Origin of the sequence: Streptomyces sp. NPDC006655, from assembly GCF_040703965.1 — a bacterium.
Classification (GTDB): Bacteria; Actinomycetota; Actinomycetes; order Streptomycetales; family Streptomycetaceae; genus Streptomyces.
In genome coordinates, this window is the sequence record NZ_JBEYJU010000086.1 from 1 (window position 1) to 20,677 (window position 20,677).

General features: G+C 71.2%; 17 protein-coding genes. 4 read left to right on the forward strand and 13 right to left on the reverse strand.

What is annotated here, in order from left to right:
- From AB0958_RS34540 to AB0958_RS34565, 6 genes are all read right to left on the reverse strand, one after another.
- Positions 1–835: 3-hydroxybutyryl-CoA dehydrogenase (locus tag AB0958_RS34540; protein ID WP_366894417.1), on the reverse strand; the 835-nt coding region annotated here is incomplete at its 3' end.
- Positions 832–1,875, reverse strand: a complete 1,044-nt coding sequence (locus AB0958_RS34545) for a ketoacyl-ACP synthase III (protein WP_366894418.1) — start codon at positions 1,873–1,875, stop codon at positions 832–834. The genes AB0958_RS34540 and AB0958_RS34545, both read right to left, overlap by 4 nt.
- A complete protein-coding gene (ccrA, locus tag AB0958_RS34550; RefSeq protein WP_366894419.1) occupies positions 1,872–3,230 on the reverse strand; it encodes a crotonyl-CoA carboxylase/reductase in 1,359 nt (452 codons plus the stop codon). The genes AB0958_RS34545 and ccrA overlap by 4 nt, the downstream gene beginning before the upstream one ends.
- A 222-nt stretch (positions 3,231–3,452) precedes the next feature.
- Entirely contained in the window at positions 3,453–3,896 is a 444-nt protein-coding gene (locus tag AB0958_RS34555; RefSeq protein ID WP_361880380.1) for a type II 3-dehydroquinate dehydratase, read from the reverse strand.
- A gap of 15 nt (positions 3,897–3,911) precedes the next feature.
- Complete coding sequence (locus tag AB0958_RS34560; protein ID WP_366894420.1) at positions 3,912–4,652, reverse strand: cation:proton antiporter; 741 nt, start codon at positions 4,650–4,652, stop codon at positions 3,912–3,914.
- Positions 4,653–5,087: 435 nt separating this feature from the next.
- Positions 5,088–5,843 (reverse strand): alpha/beta fold hydrolase, encoded by a 756-nt coding sequence (locus AB0958_RS34565; RefSeq protein WP_366894421.1) that lies wholly within the window; start codon positions 5,841–5,843, stop codon positions 5,088–5,090.
- 192 nt (positions 5,844–6,035) lie between these two features.
- Between AB0958_RS34565 and AB0958_RS34570 the strand changes: the two genes are divergently transcribed.
- A complete protein-coding gene (locus AB0958_RS34570) occupies positions 6,036–7,652 on the forward strand; it encodes a bifunctional 3-(3-hydroxy-phenyl)propionate/3-hydroxycinnamic acid hydroxylase (protein ID WP_366894422.1) in 1,617 nt (538 codons plus the stop codon).
- Between the two features lie 86 nt (positions 7,653–7,738).
- On the opposite strand, the gene AB0958_RS34575 is transcribed toward AB0958_RS34570, so the two are convergent.
- On the reverse strand, positions 7,739–8,143 hold the full coding sequence (locus AB0958_RS34575; protein WP_366894423.1) for a type II toxin-antitoxin system PemK/MazF family toxin: 405 nt from the start codon (positions 8,141–8,143) through the stop codon (positions 7,739–7,741).
- Positions 8,144–8,871: 728 nt separating this feature from the next.
- Complete coding sequence (locus AB0958_RS34580; RefSeq protein WP_366894424.1) at positions 8,872–11,220, reverse strand: alpha-L-fucosidase; 2,349 nt, start codon at positions 11,218–11,220, stop codon at positions 8,872–8,874.
- A 380-nt stretch (positions 11,221–11,600) separates the two neighbouring features.
- On the opposite strand from AB0958_RS34580, the gene AB0958_RS34585 reads away from it, so the two are divergent.
- The gene (locus AB0958_RS34585) at positions 11,601–12,269 is read left to right on the forward strand and encodes an RICIN domain-containing protein (protein ID WP_366894425.1); all 669 of its coding nucleotides are present in this window, start codon (positions 11,601–11,603) and stop codon (positions 12,267–12,269) included.
- 315 nt (positions 12,270–12,584) lie between these two features.
- Here the strand turns inward: AB0958_RS34585 and AB0958_RS34590 are convergent, their stop codons facing one another.
- Positions 12,585–12,980 (reverse strand): nuclear transport factor 2 family protein, encoded by a 396-nt coding sequence (locus AB0958_RS34590; RefSeq protein WP_366894426.1) that lies wholly within the window; start codon positions 12,978–12,980, stop codon positions 12,585–12,587.
- Positions 12,981–13,035: 55 nt separating this feature from the next.
- Between AB0958_RS34590 and AB0958_RS34595 the strand changes: the two genes are divergently transcribed.
- Positions 13,036–13,614: a PadR family transcriptional regulator gene (locus AB0958_RS34595; protein ID WP_366894427.1), complete on the forward strand. Its 579-nt coding sequence runs from the start codon at positions 13,036–13,038 to the stop codon at positions 13,612–13,614.
- Between the two features lie 36 nt (positions 13,615–13,650).
- Here AB0958_RS34595 and AB0958_RS34600 read toward each other — a convergent pair whose 3' ends face one another.
- The 4 genes from AB0958_RS34600 to AB0958_RS34615 form a co-directional block, all read right to left on the reverse strand.
- Positions 13,651–14,823: an NlpC/P60 family protein gene (locus AB0958_RS34600; protein ID WP_366894428.1), complete on the reverse strand. Its 1,173-nt coding sequence runs from the start codon at positions 14,821–14,823 to the stop codon at positions 13,651–13,653.
- 97 nt (positions 14,824–14,920) lie between these two features.
- A complete protein-coding gene (locus AB0958_RS34605) occupies positions 14,921–15,403 on the reverse strand; it encodes an RNA polymerase sigma factor (RefSeq protein WP_366894429.1) in 483 nt (160 codons plus the stop codon).
- 129 nt (positions 15,404–15,532) lie between these two features.
- Complete coding sequence (locus AB0958_RS34610) at positions 15,533–16,198, reverse strand: M15 family metallopeptidase (protein ID WP_366894430.1); 666 nt, start codon at positions 16,196–16,198, stop codon at positions 15,533–15,535.
- An 85-nt stretch (positions 16,199–16,283) separates the two neighbouring features.
- Positions 16,284–19,334, reverse strand: a complete 3,051-nt coding sequence (locus AB0958_RS34615) for a BTAD domain-containing putative transcriptional regulator (RefSeq protein ID WP_366894431.1) — start codon at positions 19,332–19,334, stop codon at positions 16,284–16,286.
- Between the two features lie 399 nt (positions 19,335–19,733).
- Between AB0958_RS34615 and AB0958_RS34620 the strand changes: the two genes are divergently transcribed.
- Entirely contained in the window at positions 19,734–20,669 is a 936-nt protein-coding gene (locus AB0958_RS34620; protein WP_366894432.1) for a hypothetical protein, read from the forward strand.
- The last annotated feature ends 8 nt before the right edge of the window (positions 20,670–20,677 follow it).

The following is a 20,677-nucleotide window of genomic DNA, read 5'->3' on the forward strand; positions in this document are numbered from 1 at the left end:
GCTCCTCGGGAGCCAGCTCGTAGAGGTCCTTGTCGATCGGCTCGGCCGGCTCGATCTTGTTCTTGATGCCGTCCAGGCCCGCGAGCAGCAGGGCCACGTCGGTGATCGTGTCGATCCCGATCAGATCGAGCAGCGCGAGCGGACCCATGGGATGTCCGCAGCCCAGCACCATTCCCCGGTCGATGTCGTCGGCGTCGGCGATGCCCTGGTCGTACATCCTGACCGCCGCCATCAGATACGGCACGAGCAGGGCGTTGACCACGAACCCGCTTCGGTCCGCGGCGCGGATCACCTCCTTGCCGAGGGTGTCCCTGGCGAAGGACTCGGCCGACGCGGCGCACTGGTGCGAGGTGCGGTCCGTCACCACCACCTCGACCAGGGGCATCAGCGGTACGGGATTGAAGAAGTGCATTCCCACCACGGACCCAGCTCTACCGGTGGCCTCCGCCAGATCCCCGACCAGCAGGCTGGAGGTCGTCGAGGCCAGGACGGCCGTGGGATCGGCCAGCACCCCGTCCACCGCCTTGAACACCCGTCGTTTCACATCGAGTCTCTCGGCCACGGCCTCCACGACGAACTGCCGGTCCGCGAGGTCCTCGACATCGGCGGTGACCCGCAACCGGGCCATGGCCACCGCCTGTTCCGGCACCGTCATCCGGCCCTTGGCCACCGCGCGGGCGAACGCGGCCGTCAGCCGTCCGATCGCGTCCTCGATCCGGTGCGGGGCGGAGACCAGGACCGTCACCTCCACCCCGGCGCGCAGACTCACCTCGGCAATGCCGGCGCCCATCGTGCCGCAACCGATCACGCCCAGTCGTTCCACCGTCGTCCTCATCGGGTCCCGCCCTCGGTCACGATCCAGCGCAGCAGGGCGGCACCGGCCGCCATACCCGCGCCGAAGCCCGTCAGGAGCACCAGTTCGCCGTCCCGCAGCACGCCGGAACGGTTGGCCGCGTCAAGTGCGACCGGCACCGACGCGCAACCGAGGTTGCCGCTGTGACGCAACGGCAGATGGGTGTCTGCCCGCACCAGACCACTGACCTTGGCCAGTTCCACCACGAGCCGGCCAATGGCCTGGTGCGGCACGAAGTGCCGCACGTCGGCCGGTTCGTAGCCGGAGCGCTTGAGCAGCCCGGCGATGAGGCCGGGGACGTTGTCCAGGACGAAGTCGCGCACCCCCCGGCCTTGCATGCTCAGCAGGTGGCCACCGTCCGCGACCGTCTCGACGGAGGCGGGACGGCGGCTGCCTCCGGCCGACATGCTGATCAGCTCGTGGGCCTCGGCCCGGCTCACCAACTCGACGTTGAGCAGGCCGCCTTCCGGATCGCCGGGCGCATGCGGGACGGAGCCGATGACCGCGGCCCCGGCTCCGTCCCCGAACAGAACACTGGTCGCCCGGTTGCCGAAGTCGATGAACCGGGTCCACACGTCGGTGCCGATGACCAGGACCTTCGTCGTCGGGTCCAGCGCCACGTACGCCCGGGCGATGGACAGGGCGGTGACGAACCCGGTGCAGGCGATGTTGACGTCGAAACAGGCGGCCCGGTGGGCGCCGAGCGCCAGTTGCACCAGTGACGCGGTGGAGGGGATCGGGGCGTCACCGGTCGTCGTGGCGACGATGATGAAGTCGATGCCGTCCGCGTCCAGTCCGGCCTGGTCCAAGGCGGCGCGTGCGGCGTGGACGGCGAGGTCGGACGCTGCCTCGTCCGGTGCCGCGTACCGCCGTTCGACGATGGCGGTCCTGTCGGCGATCCACTCGGCGGAGGCACCGGGTACCAGGGCCTCGATCTCCTCGTTGGTCACCACCCGTTCGGGCAGGTAGGAGCCGGTCCCCAGCACGGTTGTGACGTACTCCCGTTCCCTTTCCACGGTCACGCCGCCCGCGCGCTGTCGTGCGCGTACGCGCGCATCAGGGTCAGTCGGTCCTCGCCGATCCGGGCGCGCCGCTCGGGGTCGGTCACACCCAGGCCCGGACGGTCGGCCAGGCAGAGCACGCCCACTTTGCCGATGTGCTGGTTGAGCTGCACCAGCCGGGTCGCCGCGCCCGCCTCCTCCAGCGGGAACAGCGAGGTCAGTGCAGGCGTCAGCGATCCCTGGTCGAACAGTCGTGCGGTATCGACCTGTTCCTGGAGGTTCGCCACGTGGCTGCCGATGATGCGCTTGAGCCGCATCCACAGATAGCGATTGTCGAACCGGTGCTGGTAGCCGGTGCTCGAACCGCAGGTCACCACGGTGCCTCCGCGCCGCGCGAGGAACACCGAGATACCGAAGGTGGATTTGCCCACGTGGTCGAAGACGATGTGCGGATCCTCGCCCACGCCGTCACGGATGAGCCGGCCCAGCCGCTTTCCCTGCGCCACCGCGACCTCCGGCTCGTCGTCGGCGTCACCGCCGAAGTCGTGCTCCTCACGGTTGATCACCAGGTCACAGCCGAGGGCGCGCGCCGCTCGCGCCTTCTCCTCGGAGCCGACGACTCCGACAGCGATGCCGCCGCCGTTCTTCACCAACTGAACGGCATAGGCTCCCAGTCCGCCGGACGCGCCCCAGATCAAGACCACGTCGCCCTGCTTCATCCGTGCGCCGCGGTCGCTGACCAGCATCCGGTACGCGGTTCCGGCACAGGCCGGGACCGAGGCGGCCTCCTCCCAGCTCAGGTGTGCCGGCTTCGGGATCAACTGGCTGGCCCGGGCGATGGTGTAGTGGGCGAGGCCGCCGTAGTTGGTCTCGAAGCCCCAGGCGAGCTGGTTCTCGCTGAGCATCCCGTCGGCCTGGACGGACGCCTCCTGGTCCTCGACACAAGCCGCGTTGACCAGCGCGTGGTCACCGACCCGCCAGCGCCGGACGCCGGAACCGACGCGGACGATCACTCCGGCGGCGTCCGAGCCGAGGACATGGAAGGGCTGGTCATGCCGCTTCGCCCAGCCGCCCTGGCGACCGTAGGCCTGGAGGAAGCCGAAGGTCGACAACGGTTCGAAGGTCGCGGACCAGACCGTGTTGTAGTTGATGGAGCTGGCCATGACGGCTATCAGCACCTCGTCGGGGGCGAGTTCCGGCATCGGCACCGTGCCCACGTGGAGGGTCTTGCGCACGTCGCGGTCGCCTTCGATCCCCTCGAAGGTCTTCTCGTCCTCGATCCGCAGGTGCGCGGCGAGGAACTCCGCCGGTACTTCCGCGGCGGCCAGTTCCTGCGGGCCGGCACCGGCACGTACTGCATCGGAGAGTGACATCATCGGGCTCCTCGTCAAGCCATGTGAGACTGGTGAAACGACCGGGTTTTCCGTGTCGGGCTCGGCCCTCACCCCGCGTACAGGACCCATCTGCTGCCGTCTACGGGCGTCGAGGGGGCGGCGCGCTCATCGCGGACTCCCGGGTACCCGGAGTGCCGCGCGTCGTCGACGACCATGGCCCAGCGATGTCCGCGCCGGCGGCGCGCCGGTCCGGCGTCGGCCTGGTCATCGGACCGCGCCGGTTACGTGCAATAGGGCTCGGGCCGCCAGGCGGTAGCCGAACGCGCCGAGGCCCACCACGACGCCGGAGGCCAACGGCGCGATGATCGATTCGTGCCGGAACTGCTCCCGTGCCCACACGTTGCTGAGGTGTACCTCGATCCACGGGTGCTCGTAGCTCGCGAGTGCGTCCCGCAGGCTCCAGCCGGCGATCATCAGGGCGCCGGGGTTGACCACGGCGCCGACGCTGTCGGGCCCGTGCTCGTGGACAGCGCTCACCAGATCGCCCTCCGACTCCCGTTGGAGGGACAGCACCTTCCAGCCCTGCCCGCTCACCTCGTCGGCGACCGCCTGCTCGATGTCGGCCAGAGTGTCGGTGCCGTAGATCTCAGGCTCGCGGCGCCCCAGGATGCCGAGGTTGGGACCGTTCAGTAGGAGCATCGTGCTCATGTGTCACCTCGCCGTTCAAAGGTCCGAACCGCATCCGGTCCGTGGTCCAGGGCCCCAGCGGGGGCGGCTGTCTACGATCGCGTACGTCTGGTGTTCAGGACGCCGATGAACGCGCCGCCGAACCTGCCGGCGACGGCCACAGTCAGCACCACGGCGGCCGCGCCCAAGACTGGCCGAGCCAGAGACCTGGGGTCCATGCACAGGCCGGCGGTGGCTGAAGAAGATCAGTGCAGGGACGGCGAGGACCGCAATCCGCAGAGGCTCCGGCTTCGCCGGGTCCACCACACCGCTGGTGGCGATCACCGCGCCGCAGACGAAGCCGCCAAAGATGGCTTCAGGCCCCGTCACCTGGGTGGCCGCCGGGCTGAACAGAACCAGGGCGACGGCCGCGGCGACCGTGGGAACGGCGCTCTCGGAGCGGTCGGTCCACCGCAGTACAGCCCGTACCAGCGGGCGGCCGATCACCGCCGCGAAGAGCACCACGCCCACCGGGTAGAGGATGGAGGTGGCCATGACACCGGCGGTCAGCCCGACGGTGGGCATCGCTGAGACGACGGACAGCAGAAACCAGCCCGCCACGTCGTCCACCACCCCGGCCGCCAGGATCAGTGGCCCGATGTCTCGGAGGAGCAGGCCTGCGACGCTCGCTTTGGCCGCGGTGAGGCCGCGTCGACGGACCAGGGCGAAGTTCATCTCGGCTCCGGTGACGCCAACCAGCGACACGCCCGGTCGGCCGACCGCATCCGGCAGCTGCATCTGCGCTGCCTGTTGTGGCAGCCGCCGGCCGGAGAAGTCGGGCGGTAGCGGTTGCAGGAGGATCGGCCGGCAGGGACGCCCGCAAGCAGTTCGCCGGTGACCGCGGGCAGACCGAGGCGCATCGCCGGACGACCGAGGACGAGGGCGAGCAGGAGGAGGAACGCGACTTCGAGCGGACACCAGCAGGGCGTGGTGTCCGATGGCCGGCACGGGGGCGGCGAGGGGCATCTCGGCTTCTCTCCCGATGAAGGGTCGGGTTGGTCTGCAGGCCCGGAGGCCTCTCTTGTGACCTCCGGGCGAGAAGGAGCGGCGCGGTGTTCGATGCGTGCTTTCGCCGTGCGCTGCCGAGGTCTCGGAGCGGTGAGTCGGTGGTTCCTCGCCTGCACTTGGGGCAGCGGGGAGGCGTGTCCGGTGCCGCGACGTCGCGGAGGTCTTTCAGAACGGCCCCAGCCGCCGGGCCACCAGGCCGATGACCTCGGCCATGTGGTCTACGAGGAAGAAGTGGCCGCCCCGGAAGACCTCCGTTTCACACGCCCCGGTGGTGTGCTCGGCCCACGCCTCGGCCTCGTCAAGGGAGACCCGGGGGTCGCTGTCTCCGGTGAGCACGGTCACCGGGCAGTCGAGGCGTCGGTCGGCCTCGTGCCGGTACCGTTCGATGGCGGTGTAGTCACTGCGGATGGCCGGCAGGATCATCGCCAGCACCTCCGGGTCGCCGAGCAGCATCTCGTTGGTTCCGCTGAGCTTTCTGAGCTCGGCCACGACTTCGGCGTCGCTCCCCGTATGCACCCCTTCGTCGCCATAGCGGGACGGCGCCCGCCGACCGGACGCGAACAGCCGTACCGGCGCAGGCAGCCCGGAGTCCTGCATGCGCAGCGCCACCTCGTACGCGAGGACAGCGCCCATGCTGTGGCCGAACAGGGCCAGTGGCTTGTCGTCCAGGTGCCGCAGCGCGGCGAAGATCTGGTCCGCGAACTCGGGGACGTTGTCGATCCTCGGTTCGTGGAGCCGGGTCTGCCGACCTGGGTACTGGAGTGCCACCACCTCCACCGATGGGTGCAGCGCTTTGGACACCGGGAAGAAGAAGCTCGCAGAGCCGCCCGCGTAAGGAAAGCACGCGAGCCGCACACTGCTCTGCGGCGCGGGGTGCGAGACGCTCACCCATTTCTTGAACTGCGCCGTTGCTTGATGCATGCCGGACGAGCTCCTCGTGGTCGGTGAGGGAATACCGGAAGCCTAGGTTCGTGCAGGTGGAACCGCGTATCCCCAGATCTGATAGTCCCAAGTCCTCGAGCGGCCCGAACGCCGGTACGGATGGTTAGCCTTGTGCCGTTCCGATTCCGGCAGTTGTGCCTGCGCCAGCCACCCTGCGATGAGGGGTTTCCCGTGCTCGAGACGTCACCGCACAAACAGCCCGCCGGCGCGAGCCCCGAGACAGATGCGGACGTCATTGTCGTCGGCAATGGCCCAGTCGGAGCCACTCTCGGGATCCTGCTGGCACAGCGCGGCCGACAGACCATCGTCCTGGAACGGCGCCGCCGCCCCTACACCCTGCCCAGGGCGACCAGCTTCGACGGCGAGACGGCACGGCTGCTCTCCGGCTGCGGGGCTGGTCCGAGCCTAGGCCGGATCACCGAGCCCGCCACCGGTTACCAGTGGCATTCCGCCGACGGTCAGGTCCTCCTCGACATCGTCTTTCGTACAGAAGGCCCGTACGGGTGGCCCGACGCCAACACCATGCACCAGCCCGCCCTCGAGGAACTGCTGGCCTCGCGGGCGGCCGGGCTGCCCGGAGTGACTGTGGTACGGGGGCGCCAGGTGGTGGGAATCGAGGAGCAAGACGACCGGGTCGTGGTGACGGCCGAGGACGAGGACGGCACAGCCCAGACGTACACCGCGAGGTGGGTGGTGGGCTGTGACGGTTCCAACAGCTTCGTCCGGGACCTTCTGGACGTGCCGGTCACCGATCTCGGCTTCTCCTACGAGTGGCTGCTGTGCGATGTGCAGCTGCACGAGCCGGGCAAGTTCGATCCCACCAACGTCCAGATCTGTGACCCGGCCAGGCCTACTACCCTGGTCGGCAGCGGTCCGGGGCATCGACGCTGGGAGTTCATGCGGCTGCCCGGCGAGCGTGCCGCGGACTTGAACCGGGAGGAGACTGCCTGGCGGCTTCTCGCTCCCTACGGGGTGACCCCCGACAGGGCGACGCTGCTGCGCAGCACCACGTACATCTTCCAGTCCCGCTGGGCCGAGCAGTGGCGGGTCGGTCGGGTACTGCTGGCCGGGGACGCGGCCCATCTGATGCCGCCGTTCGCCGGGCAGGGCATGTGCTCGGGCATCCGCGACGTCGTCAACCTGGCGTGGAAGCTGGACCTGGTAGTGGGCGGCCTCGCCCCGGAGTCGCTTCTCGACACCTACACAGAGGAACGCCGCGCGCAGGTACACAAGTCGATTCTGTCCTCGGTCCAGCTGGGCCGGGTGATCTGCGTGACGGACCCCGTGGCTGCGGCCGAGCGCGATTCCACGATCCTGGCGGGCCGCCGCGGCCGCGGTCCGGCGCTCCCGGACCCGGCGTCGCCCCTCACAGAAGGGCTCCTTCACCGGAGAGTGGACGGGTCGCCCATATCCCCGGCGGGCGAGGTGGTCCCCCAGGGCCAGATACGCGGCCTCACAGGCACGGGCCTTTTCGATGATGTGGTCGGCCGCGGCTTCGTTCTGATGCTGGCAGAGGGCGGGGACGCATACCTCGACGCGGAGCAGTCGGCATTCCTCACGGATCTGGGTACGCACGTGGTGACGCTGCTCCCCGAGGACGGGACGCCGCAGAACATGTCGGTGGCCGACGTGGGCGGCGTCTACCGCACCTTCCTGGCTCGCCACGGGGCCGACGCGGTACTGGTCCGTCCGGACTACCACGTGTATGGGGCGGCCTCAGGCCCGGGGGCAGCGGCGGCGCTGGTGGACGACCTGCGGGCCCGGCTGAACTCCAGCCGTGGTTCGTGATCTCGATGGTGAGGGGCGCCGAGGCAACAGTCTCACAGCGTCGACCATCTGGCCGAGACCGCCCACGCCATCGGCTCCTTCTCCCTCTACCCGAGTTCCCCGCGACGGAGGGCGTCCCTCATCTCGCTGAGCTTCGCGGTCATCGCCGGGGTCTGCTCCTGCGGTTGTTCAGCGAGTCGGAGGGCATCGTCAATCTCGCTGAGCTTCGCCGAGGACAGCACGGCCGCCCGCTCGATCAGGTCATCCCGTGACACGGTGGTCAGCCATGTGCAAGGGGTAAAGCCTGGACGCCTGAACGCGAACCGCAGCACGCCCTCGAAGGGCAGCCCCTCCATGGCGCCGACTCGCACTTCGATGCCCAGACCGCTCATGTCGACGCCCGCTGGCGCGACGACCTGCATCGCCCGGATCCCGGACGCGTCGTCTCCCGACAGCAGTACGAACAGTCGCCGCTCGTCGCCCCCCACCCGCCAGACTTCGCCGCGTTGCACATGTCCTCCTGACACGGGACGGCAGGCGAACCTGCGCGCCCCTGACGCGCTGTGGAGACGGGTGTGGCCACCGTTGCTCATCGGTGTGTGAAGACAAACGATCACGCGGTGGCCGCAGGTCACATTGTACCCAGCCCGCTGGCGGGAGGCGTTGGAGGGCCTGATGAGCCGGATCGCAGGCCGGTTCACGCGGGTCGAATCCCGGCGCCGAGCCCGGAAGTTGGTTCAGCCGGTTCCACCCAGCCACCTGCCCTGCGATCCACACTCCGGGATCCTTGCCTGACGAATCGTCAGGGCGGCAGGTGTCGGTCCAGATGCCGGTCAGGTGCGGTGGCAGGACGCCGCTGGAGCTGACGAGGAGGTAGCGGCCCGAGTCGTGCAGCCGCTCGAGCGGCGCGGTGTCGATGGCGGAGGTGTTGCTGTTCTGCCGCGCGATGAGCCCGCTGGTGGACAGCTGCCGGTCGGTGGGGGAGACGTTCAGGTCGATGCTGGAGCGGTCGTACATCGCCTGGTGCAGGGGGGCGTGCCGGGCGAGCAGGGTGGCGTAGTCGGCGGTCAGGCCGGCCAGGGCGGTCCCCAGACGACCTTGTCGGCGCGGGAGACGAAGGTGTGGCGCTTCCACGTGCCGTAGCCGTCGCTGATCCTTTGGCTCTCGGCCGGGGGGGGAGCGACGGAGGTGCGGGCGTGGTGACGGGCCATCGTGCGGCCCGGCACCACGGTCCGCCGTATCAGAGGGCGACGAGTTGCCAGTCCTGGTTGGCACCGTCGTTCATGGGCCACTGGATCACGTAGGCGCTGTCGGCGGTGGAGCCGTCCTTGACGTCGGCGCACCATCCGGTGCGCACGTTGACGAGCCGGTAGTAGCCGCTGGTCTTGGAGGGAACCAGCATCCACCACTGGTTGTCGGTCGAGGCGTCGGTCGACTGGTCGAGGAGGGCGCCCTGAGCGGAGCCGCTGGGGCTCTCCAGGGCCTTGCCGCTCTTGACGCAGATCAGCCGGTAGGAGCCGTCGGTGTTCGGCACCGGCCTCCACTGCTGGTTGGTGCTGCTGGTGCCGCCCCAGGGGTACTGGATGATGGCGGCGCCGTCGAGGGTCGAGGCGTCCTTGACGTCCATCACCTTGCCGCTGTTGCGGTTGACCAGTTTGAAGGTGCCCAGGTCGGCGGCGAAGGGCCGGTCGTAGACCTCCAGCTTGCGGATGGACGCCCAGACCCCGGTGGGCAGGCCGGTGACCGTGACCCGGACGTACCGCACCTGCGCCTGGAAGGCGGCGACCTGGACCTGGCTGGTGCTGGTCGTGGCGGTACGGTCGGCGAGGAGGGTCCAGTTGGTGTTGTCGGTCGAACCCTCGATCTCGTACTTGTAGTTGGTCTTGTCGAGCTCCCAGGCGATCCGGGTGCCGGTGAGGGAGCGGGTGGAGCCGAGATCGACCTTGAGCCAGTGGCCGGTGTTGCCGTCGTTGGCGCACCAGCGGGTGGAAGTGGATCCGTCGACGGCGTTGGCCGCGTAGTTGCCCTTGGAGCTCTCCACACTGTCGGCGGTCGCGGTCTTGCCGACGGCGATGTCGGCCGGCTGCACGGACCTGTCCAGCGTGACGCCGACGACGCTGTCCTGGGGGTGGGTGGTGCGGTCGATGCCGCTGATGGCGACCCGGCCGTCACCGCCGACCGTGTACGACAGGCCGGCGCCGGAGCGTACGTCGAAGACGCGGGTGACCTGGGCGTCCCCGACCGACGGGGTGGTGAAGGACGTGCCGCTGTAGCCGGGCAGGAGGTGGAGGTAGAAGGTGTTGTCCTTGTAAGTGAAACCGTACTGGCCGTCGACGGGGTTCCACGGTCCGCCGCGGGTGCCGTAGACCGACTGGCCGCAGGCGGTCATGAAGCTGCCGATCTGGCGCAGCAGGCTCGCCTGCCCGGAAGAGACGGTGCCGTGCCGGTCCGGGCCGACGTTGACCATCGCGGTCATGTTCCGAACCCAGCAGTTGACCAGGATGTTCATCGCGGTGCCGTAGCTCATGACCTTGCCGTCGGAGTTGTAGCCCCAGGAACTGCCGACGGTGAAGACCTTCTCGACGAGGTTGCCGCTGCGTAACGCCCCGGTGGGGACCGAGGGCCCCTCGTCGTTGAGGTAGTCGCCCATCCAGCCGGACCGCAGGTTGGCGACGATGTCGGGCTGGTGCTTGCGCACCATGCCCATCAGCCCGAGCGGCTTGCCACTGGCGTCGGTCTCGCCGTAAACGGCGTCCACCGGCCACTGGTTGGCGGTGTCCCGGTACTGGCCGGGCTCCCAGAAGAACGCCGCGTCCGCGTCACTGCCCTTCTCCGCCAGCCAGCCACCGTCCCACCACAGGTCGTCGATCACGCCGTACTGGGTGACCAACTCCTTGATGGACTCGTACACCTCGGTCTTCATGATCCGCGCGTTCTCCTCGTGCGCGGGGTCGGTGGTGTAACCCCACGGGTTGCTCGCACAGTTGGTGCCGGTGACGTCGTAGTAGCCGGGGTAGCGCCAGTCGATCGGCGAGTAGTACAGGCCCACCTTCAACCCGGCCGCCCGCACCGCCGCGACGTAGCCCTTGACGAAGTCCCGGTTCAGCGGCGCCTGCCCGGAGTTCCAGCTGTTGGGGTGGTTCAGCGGCCACAGCGCGAAACCGTCGTGGTGACGCGTCGGCAGCGTGACGTACCGCGCCCCGAAGTCCTTGGCCAGCTGCGCCCAGGCCGTCGGGTCGTAGGCGTCCGCCGTGAACTGTTCGCTCGTGGCGTCGGTGACGTACTTCTGGTAGTCGGAAGGCGTGATGGGGGCGTTGTGCATCCACCACTCACCCTTGGCCGGGCCCGAGTACACGCCCCAGTGGATGAACATGCCCAGCTTGGCGTCCTGCAGCCACTGGATCTTGGAGTCGGACTGCTGCTCGAGGCCCATGTCGGTCTCGGGGACGCGCAGGGGAGGGAGTGGCAGGGGGGCTGCGGCCGTCGCGGCGTACGCGGGCGTCGCCGCCGCGAGGGAGCCGACCGCGGCGGCCGCCGTCATGGCCGCCATGCCGACGAGAACCGATCTGCGTGAGAGGGATTCCGGCAACGTGGTTCCTCCTGTTTGATCGTCGGAAAGGCGCCCGGGGGCGGCGGCCTTGAGGCAGGCACCGGCACGGCTCGACCGGTGGGCCCGGGGAGCCACGAGACCCCGCTCTCCGTCCTACGTCGCCCAAAGACATTGGATGGATTAACGAATGCGCGCAGCGCTTGTGTCCAGGGTTATGACGCAACTTTTCGCCGAGGAGAGCAGGGGAACCCTGTGGGCGCCGTGGTGATCAAGCTAGACATGGGATGTCTCGGAGAACGGTGGAGGTGCGGAGCATCGAAGGCCGGAATCGCTCGAAGCGTTGACGAGGCTCCTGACCGGTCCTACCCTGTTCCAGCAGAAACGCACACCTTCCGACATTTCTCCAAGTCCCCCGGTGGATGAGCCGCTACCCGAGAGGGCTGCTGTCCGCCGTACTCGTGTGCGCGTCCGGGCTGCTGGCCACCGGCGCGCCCGCGCAGGCCGCCTCCGTGACCGTGACCAACGCGACCCGGTTCACCGACACCACCGGGGCCGTGGTCCACGCTCACGGCGGCGATGTGACCAAGGTCGGCACGGACTCCTACTGGTTCGGCGAGAACCGCAATCCCGACGACTCCTTCAAGTGCGCGGTCGACGGCGACTGCACCTACCTGGGCAGCTTCCGGCCGCTCGGCATCACCTCGCGGGACATGACGCTGTACAAGGACACCGACGGCACGGCCTATCTGGTCTCCTCCGCCGACGAGAACGCCGACCTCGACATCTTCAGGCTCACCGCCGACTGCACGGGGGTCGACAGCCTGGACGCCAACCCGTGGCCCGGCGCCAGCCCAACCAGCAGCGGTACGCCACGGCCACCGGCCTGGCCGGTCCGCGGACCGCGACGACCGACGTCGGCGACGACACGGCCTACGGCTCGCAGACCGCTTTCGTCCTGCCCGTCCATGGCCGAGCACAGCGGCAAGTGCCTGGACGTGAAGGACGCCTCCACCGCTACCGGGGCCCGCCTCGTCCAGTGGCCTTGCGGCACCGGCACCAACCAGCAGTCCCTGAAGCGCACCGCCTGACCGGACGCACGCCGTGGCCAGGGCCATCTCTCACCACGTCCGTCGCACGCCGGAGGGCGGAGTGCACCTGCTGGTACGGGTGACCAACGAGGGCCGGGGCCTGGCCCTTGCCCTCAGCCTTCGCGGCCTGCCCTCCAGGACGGGCTCAGTCGTCCCCGTCCCCGTCGCCGTCGTCAGCGTCCAGATCGACCGTGTCCATGCCGTGCAGAGGCCGCGGTGCGTCGGCCGCCGAACTCGCGTTGTCCGACCAGCCCGCGGAGCGACCGTCCGCTGACCCCTCCCGGGCGGATCACGATCCGGCCCCGCCCGCCCCGGTCACCGTCCGGCGGCGGCCTCCTCGGCGATCTGCTCGAACCTGGCGCCCATCGCCTCGGACAGCGCCTGGGCGGCCGACAGCGGACGCACCATCACCGTGAAGTCGTCGATCTTCCCCTCCTCGTCGAAGTGCAGGAAGTCGCAGCCCTGGAGCTTCCGGCCGGCCACCGTCGCCGTGAACACGAAGGCGTGGTCACGGCCGCCGGGGTCGGCGATCTCCCGCACATAGGTGAGGTCCTCGAACACCTGGGACACCGCGCGCAGGATCGCCGCGGTGATCGCCCTGCCCGGGTACGGCTTGAAGGCGACCGGGCTGGTGAAGACGACGTCGTCGGCCAGCAGCGCGGCCACCGCGTCCATGTCGCCGTTCTCGACGGCCTCACGGAAGGGGTGCATGGGTCCACCTCACCTATTCAAAAAGTTGATTACGTCCGCATGCTAGCGTGCCGCCATGGCTCTGCGGAACGCGGTGATGGCGGCCCTCCTGGAGGGCGAGGCCTCCGGTTACGACCTCGCGAAGGGGTTCGACGCGACGGTCGCCAACTTCTGGACGGCGACACCCCAGCAGCTCTACCGCGAACTGGAGCGGATGGAGGCGGAGGGGCTGGTCACAGCACGCGTCGTCGAGCAGGAACGCCGGCCCAACAAACGGCTCTTCGCGCTGACGGCGGCCGGCCGCGCGGCGGTCCGCGCCTATACGGCCGAGCCCCTCGCCCGGCCCGCCGCGGTCCGCGACGAACTGCTGGTCAAGGTGCAGTGCGCGGACGCCGGCGACCTGGCGGCGGTGCGGGCCGCCGTCGCCGAGCGGATGGCGTGGGCCACCGCCAAGCTGGCCCGCTACGAACGGATCCGGCAGCGCCTGCTGGCCGGGCGGTCGGAGGAGGCGTTCTTCGCCGAGGCGGAACGCGTCGGCCCCTACCTCACCCTGCTGCGCGGGATGGCCTTCGAGCGGGAGAACCTCCAGTGGGGGGACCTGGCGCTGCGGCGACTGGCGCAACGGGCGGGTGCTGATGAGCAACAAAGTGAATAGCTCGGCGGACGGGGTGTCCCGTCCGCCGAGCTCAGGTCAGCAGGTGGCCACGCCCGGCAGCCACGCCGGGCCCTTGATGTAGATGTTGGTCAGCCACGCGCCGTTGGTCAGCTTGGACCAGGCGTCGTTGGTGTAGCCGTCGGCGGTGACCGTCTGCGCGTGCTCCTGGCAGACCACGTTCACCGTCGTCGGCTGCGCGAAGTAGTCGACGACACCGGCGTTCACGTTGGGTTCGTCGTGCGTGCGCACCCCGGTGCCCCAGGTCTGGAACGCCGTGCTGCCCCCGCTCGGCGGCGGCGGGGTGTCACCGCCGCAGTCCGGGATGCCGGGCAGTTCCGCCGGACCCTTGATGTAGATGTTGGTCAGCCAGGAACCGTCGGCCAGCTTGGACCAGATGTCGTTGGTGTACCCCTCGGCGGTCACCGTCTCCGCGTGCTCCTGGCACTGCACCGAGACCTGGGTCGGCCCGGCGAAGGTGTCCACGACCGAGGACCGCACGCTCGGCGTGGAGTGCGTCCGCACCCCCGTGCCCCAGGTCTCGAAGGTCGAGCCGCCGTCGGCCGGCGGCGGCACCGGAGTGCCGGACGGGTTGATGCGGACGGCGCCCGCGTAGTCGCCGCCGGTGCGCACCGCCGTCACCCGGATGTGCGTGCCCGACTCGTACGCCTCCACCATCTGCCCCCCGCCCAGGTACATGGCGACGTGGTGGATGTAGCCGCTGCCCCAGAACATCAGGTCACCGGGGACCAGGGGAGCGGTGCCCTGGGCCGCCGAGAACCGGGCGGCGGCCTGCGGGCTGTGGTACTGGTCGTCGGCCGTGCCGTTGAGCAGGTCCCTGCCGGTGGCCCGGTAGTAGGCGTACCGCATCAGTCCCGAACAGTCGAAGCCCTTGCGTTCGTTGTCGTGCAGGCTGTCCGGGTCGGAGCCGTCGTAGTAGCCGTACGTGGCACCGGGCGTGGCGCCGTGGCCGCCGCCCCAGCTGTACCAGACGCCGATCTGGGAGCAGGCCGCCGCGACGGCGGCCTCGGCGGTGGCGGAGGCGCCGGAGGCCAGCACACCGCAGGTGGCGTCCTGGGCGGCGCGCGGGGCGGTGACGGCGTGGGCCGTGGCGGCGTGGGCGGTGGCGGCGTGGGCGGTGGCGGACAGCAGCGGAACCGTCGCGAGAGCCGCCGCGACGACGACCGCCCTGCCGGGTGTGGTGAGTCTCAAGATGCACATCCTTCGTCGACATCCAGTCGGGGTGCGGGGGTCGGTCGAACTGCCCGGGTGCCGCGTCCCACCCCCGTCGGGACGCGGCACCCGGAACTCAACCGGCCAGCGCCGCGCGCATCTTGGCCAGCGCCCGCATCCGGTTGCGCTGGACGGTGCCGCGATGGGCGCCGAGCCGTTCCCCGGCCGTGTCGTGCGTGAGCCCCTCCAGGTCGACGAGGATCACCGCGGCCGCCTCCTTCGGCGAGAGCATGCTCAGCAGCGCGAGGGCAGTGGCCGAGGCCTCGTACGTGCCGAACCCGCCGTCCCAGCCCGCCTCGGGCAGCCGGTCGGTGGTGCGCTCACGGCGGGAGGGGTGCAGCCAGGAGTCGCGCAGCAGGTTCAGCGCGACCGTGCAGGTGTAGGCGTACGGATGCTGCTGGGGCGTCAGGCTCCGGGCCCTGGCCCGCCGGGACAGCCGCAGATACGTCTCCTGCAGCAGGTCGTCGGCGTCGTGCGGGTTGCCGGTCAGCGCGATCAGCCGTCTGCGCAGCCTGGGCATGTCCGCGGTGAAGGAGGCGTCGAACTCCCCGGGGCTCATGTGCTCCCGCACGGTCTCGCGTGGTTCCCGGGTACACGTGCCGCCGTGGCTTTCCATGGTTGTCCCCCGTCGGTCGGTCGGATGGTGCGGTGCTGGTCGTGGGTGCGGAACATGCGGCCGGATCGCTGGTCAGGCGGGCCGCGCGGGTGCGGTGGTGGGTCCGTACCGGGCGGCCGGCGCCCCGGTCAGCAGTGCCCAGTACCGGTCGCCGTAGGACCAGTGCCACCACTCGGTGGGGTAGTTGACGAAGCCGGCCGCGGTCAGCGCCCGGTCCATCGACACCCGGTGGGCGCGGGCCCGTGCCCCGATGTTCGCCGCCCCGGTCCGGCAGGCCCCCGCGCTCTCCTCCGGCGTGGCGTTGACCTCCGTGCCCAGCGGCAGCTCGGTGCCGTCCGTGGTGCACAGGGTCAGGTCCACGGCGCCCCCGCTGACGTGCGGGGCCACCTCGGGCGGCGAGATGTAGGCGCTGGCCAGCTCGCGGATGAGGGCCGGACCGGCGTCGGGACGCGCCGCCCGCATGGTCGCCGCGTACTCCTCGAAGTACCGGCGCTGCAACCCCGGCGGCCGGTAGCCCTCGACCACCAGGAACCGGATCCCGGCCGGCAGCAGCGACTGCGCCCGCAGCAGCCGTCGCAGCACCGAGAGGCGCAGGTGCGCGTAACTGCCGTCGGCGTCGGCCTGGCGGCGGTCGAGCCGCAGGCCGGGAGTGTCGCGCAGGTCGACCAGTGGTTCACCGCACTCCTGCACGGTGACCTCGGCGACCCGGGAGTCGGAGAGCGTGATGATGTCCGTCACGAGAAACAGCGTGCCCACGGCCGCTGCAAATGCTCTGCAGGTTCCCTGCAAGCGCACCACCAGGACTTCTGCAGTCCCTGCGAGGCTACGACGGCAGGTCGTCCCGCCGTTCCCACGCCTCCCGTCCGCCCAGGGCACGGAACACCTCCAGCGCCTCGGCGCGGGCCCGGCGCGCTGCCTGGGTGTCACCGTCCGCCGACCACACCCGGGCCAGGTCCCACATGGTGCGCGCCCGCCACAGCGGCAGCCCCAACTCCGCCCACAGCGCGGCCGCGTGCTCCAGCGGCTCGCGGGCGCCCGCGGTGTCCCCGGCGGCCAGCCGCAGCTCTCCGAGCGTGCGCAGCACCAGCGCCTCCCCGAACCGGTCCTGCCGCTCCCGGGCCACCGCCAGACAGCGCGCCAGCCGCCGCCCCGCCTCCTCGGTGCGACCGGTCCGCAACTCCACCTTCGCCAGGGCCTGTTCGGTGTACATCACGCCGAAGGTGTCCTGCAGTCCGGTGAAGACGCGCAGCGCGTCGTGCAGCAGCCGCTCGGCCTCCGGGTACCGCCCCTCGGCCCGGTCGCACAGCGCCAGCGACCGCAGCGTGAGTCCCTCGCCGTGCCGGTCGGCGGCGGCCCGGTACAGGTCGAGGGCCCCGGACAGCGCCTGCCGGGCCGGTCCGCCCCGGCCCTGCTCCCGGTGCACGTAACCGATGCCGTACAGCACCCGGGCCCGGGACCCGGCGTCCGCCGTGGCGCCGTACCGCTCCAGCGCGGCCTCCAGCAGTTCCAGTGCCTCGGGGTAGCGGGCCTGTTCGCGGCGGGCGGTGCCCATCCCGGCCAGCGCCACCGCACGGCCGCCCGGCGCACCGTCCTCGAACAGCCGCAGCGCGTCGGCGAAGTAGGCGTACGCGTCCTCGAACCTGTCCTGCTCGTAGCGGAGTTGGCCGAGGCCGACGAGCAGCCAGGCCTCGCCCTCGGCGTCGCCGCCGCGCCGTACCGCCGCCATGGCCGCCGTGTGGGCGCGGGACCAGGCGTCGAACTGGTTGTACAGCGCGGCCGAACTCGCGATCAGCGCCCCCGCGAGATCCCGGGCGGCGCGCGCCATGCCGTGCTCGGCGCAGTGCGTGACGGCGGCCAGCAGCCCGGCCTGCTCGGCGGCGAACCAGGCCGCGGGCCGGGCGAGCAGCGACTCCTCGGTCTCCGGGTCGAGCGGGCGCACCGCGGCCGGTTCGGGGAAGTACCGGACCGCTCCGCCGGGCCCCCGGGCGGCGGCCTTGCGGGCCAGGTCCAGCCAGCTGCCGACCAGCCGCAGGACCGCCGCCGCGCGGTCCTCGGCGCTCTCCTCGGACAGACAGCGCTCACGGGCGTGTTCGCGGGCGAGATCGTGGATGCGGTAGCGGGGCAGGCCGGTGCCGTCCACGCCGATGACGTCGATGAAGTGGCAGTCCACCAGCCGTTCGACGGCCTCCTCGGCGTCCTCGGTCCCTATGTCGAGCAGCGGGGCGGCGATCCAGGCCGCGAAGTCGGGCAGCTCCAGCAGCGCCAGCCGGCGCAAGGCCCGCCGCTCCTGCGGATCGAGGTCGGCGTAGCCGAGTTCCAGACTGGTGCGCAACTCCAGGTCCCCGGCGCTGAGTTCGTTGAGCCGACGGCGTTCGTCGCGCAGCCGTCCGGCGAGCCGGCCCGGCGCCCAGTGCGGCCGGGCGGCGAGCCGGGCGCCGGCGATGCGGACCGCGAGCGGCAGCCGCCCGCACAGGGCGACGATCTCGGCGGCCCGCTCCGGTTCCGTCCCCGTCCGTCCCTCGCCGGCCACTCGGCGCAGCAGTTCGAGCGCCTCGGCCTCGTCGGGCGCCGCGAGGTCCAGATGGGCGGCGCCCTCCAGGGCCACCAGCCTGCGGCGGCTGGTGACCAGCACCGCCGAGCCGGGCCCCGGCGGCAGCAGCGGCCGGACATGGGCCTCACCGGACGCGTTGTCCAGGACGATCAGGACCCGCCGGTGCCCGATGTGGGTGCGGTACAGGCCGGTCAGCTCCTCGACGCCGGAGGGCAGCGTGTCCGGTTCGACGCCCATCGCGCGCAGCAGCCGGGCGAGTGCGTCGGCGGGCTCCAGCGGGGTGGTGTCGGCGGCCCGCAGGTCCACGAACAGCCTGCCGTCCGGGAAGAGTTCGGCGGTGCGGTGGCCGACGTGCACGGCGAGGGCCGTCTTGCCCATGCCGGAGCGCCCGGAGATCACCCCGATCGGCGGGGCGGTCCGGCCGCTGTCACCGACGCCCCGCAGCAGCTCCGTCGCCCACTTCACCTGGTCCGCCCGGCCCACGAAGTCGGCGATGTCGGGCGGCAGATGGGAGGGCGCCGGACGGGACCGCCCGCTTCGCTGGGCCGGCACCGGTACCGGCGCCGGGCGTCCGCTGCCGAGCACACCGGTGTCATGGGTCAGGACGGCCTGGTGCACCGCCCGCAGCTCCGGTCCGGGGTCGATGCCGAGCTCCTCGCGCAGGACCGTACGGCCCTCCTGGAAGACGCGCAGGGCGTCGGAGACGCGGCCGGTGCGGAACAGGGCGGTCATCAGCTGGGCGCGGGGCCGCTCCCGCAGCGGATGCGCGGCCACATGACCGAGCAGCGGCGCGATCACGGCGTCGGCCCGGTCCAGGTCGAGCGCCAGCCCGAAGGACTCCTCCTCGGCGACCAGCCGCAGCTCGGCGAGGCGGGCCGACTCGATGCGCGCGAACGACTGGCCGAGCCCCTCCAGCGCCTCCCGGCCCCGCCACAGCCCGAGCGCCTGGGCCAGCAGCCCGGCCGCCTCCTCGGTACGCCCCGCGGACCGTCCCGCCGCGAGGAGCTCCTCGAAGCGGCGGGCGTCGACCTGGGCGGGAGCGAGGTCGGCGAGGTAGCCGGGGGGCCGGGTGCGAATCACCTCGGCCGCGTCCACCCGGGCCAGGGCGCGGCGCACGGCGGAGACATGGGTGGCGACCAGGGCGCCCGCGGTGGCCGGGGCGTCCTCGTCCCAGACGAGGTCCACCAGGCGCTCGGTGGAGACGACCTCGCCCAGGTGCACGACGAGCGAGGCGAGGACCGCAAGGGGCCTGGAGCCGCCGAGCGGGACCCGCCGGCCGCCCTCCCAGACCTCCACCGGCCCGAGCAGACGTACTTCGAACATCGATCCCCGATCGCCGCTCCCAGCGGATGCCGACAACGATATCGGCGGCCACCGTCAGGGCAGGCCGAAATCCGGGCCGCCGTGTCCGGAACCCGTCCGTCCGATCGACCGGACGGAACCGGCGCGACGCCCGGTGTGGCGAACGGGACCGGGCCCGTCGTTGCCGTGGGAGCCTTCCGCCCTCCTGTCGCAGTTGGCTGGATTCTGTGGGTGGCCATGGCACCCCCCGTGCGGGAGACCGGCGGCGGCCGGCCCCCGTATGACCGCGCACGCGGATTCGCCACGAAATCCGCAGCGCCGGAAAGTGCCCGCGACCGCGGGTCATACGAACGCCGGCCCGGCGGCGTCAACGGCTCGTGAGCACCGACCGCTCCGCCGTACGCCCCAGGGAGGCGACCGATGAAGCGCACTGCCTTTCGCCGAAGCGCAGCGCGGCTGAGTGCCGTCGCCGCCGTGGCCGCGCTCGCCCTCACCGGCTGCGCCGGGGCGTCCGGCGACGACTCGGCCCCGGCGGCCGCACACCGCACCCGTGACCTCACCTACGCCGAGGACCTGCGCATCTCGGACGCCGAACAGCGCCTGGTCGCCCGGTGCATGGCCGACCACGGCTTCCGCTACTGGACGGACCGCCCCCTGAGCCTGGCCGAGAGCAGGCCGCTCGGCTACGTCCAGGACGACGTGCGCTGGGCCCGTACCTACGGATACGGCAGCCGGATCACCGCCGAGGAGGACCGCGCCCGGCTGCGCAACCCCAACCTCGCCTACCGCAAGGGCCTCGGGGCCGCCCGCGGGGCCGCGTACGACACCGCGCTCGACGGCGGCCGCAAGGCCGAGCTGCTGCGCACCGAGGTCCCCGGCGGGGGCACGGTGAGCAAGCAGACCGGCGGCTGCGACGGCGAGGCGGAGCGGAAACTGTACGGCGATCCGGGCACCTGGTTCCGGCTCGACACCACGGCGAGCAACCTGCGCCCGCTCTACGTCGGCAAGTTGCTGCGCGACCGGCGGTTCACCGCCGCCGTGCGCGCGTGGTCGGCCTGCATGAAGCGGGCCGGCCTTCCCTACCGGGACCCCGACGCGGCCCGGCAGGCCACCCGGCAGCACCCGGCGGTCCAGACCCGGACCGAGGAGGCCAGGAGCTTCGCCGCCGAGACCCGGATCGCGGTCGCCGACGCCACCTGCGCCCGCGAGGTCCCCCTGAGGTCCGTGGGGCAGGACCGCGAGGCCCACTACCTGGCCCAGCTGGACGGCGAGTACGGCGCCCGGCTGGAGGCCTACCGGCAGGTGCGCCTGAAGGCGCTGGAGCGCGCCGAACACCTCGTGCCCGCCCGCACCTGACACCCGCC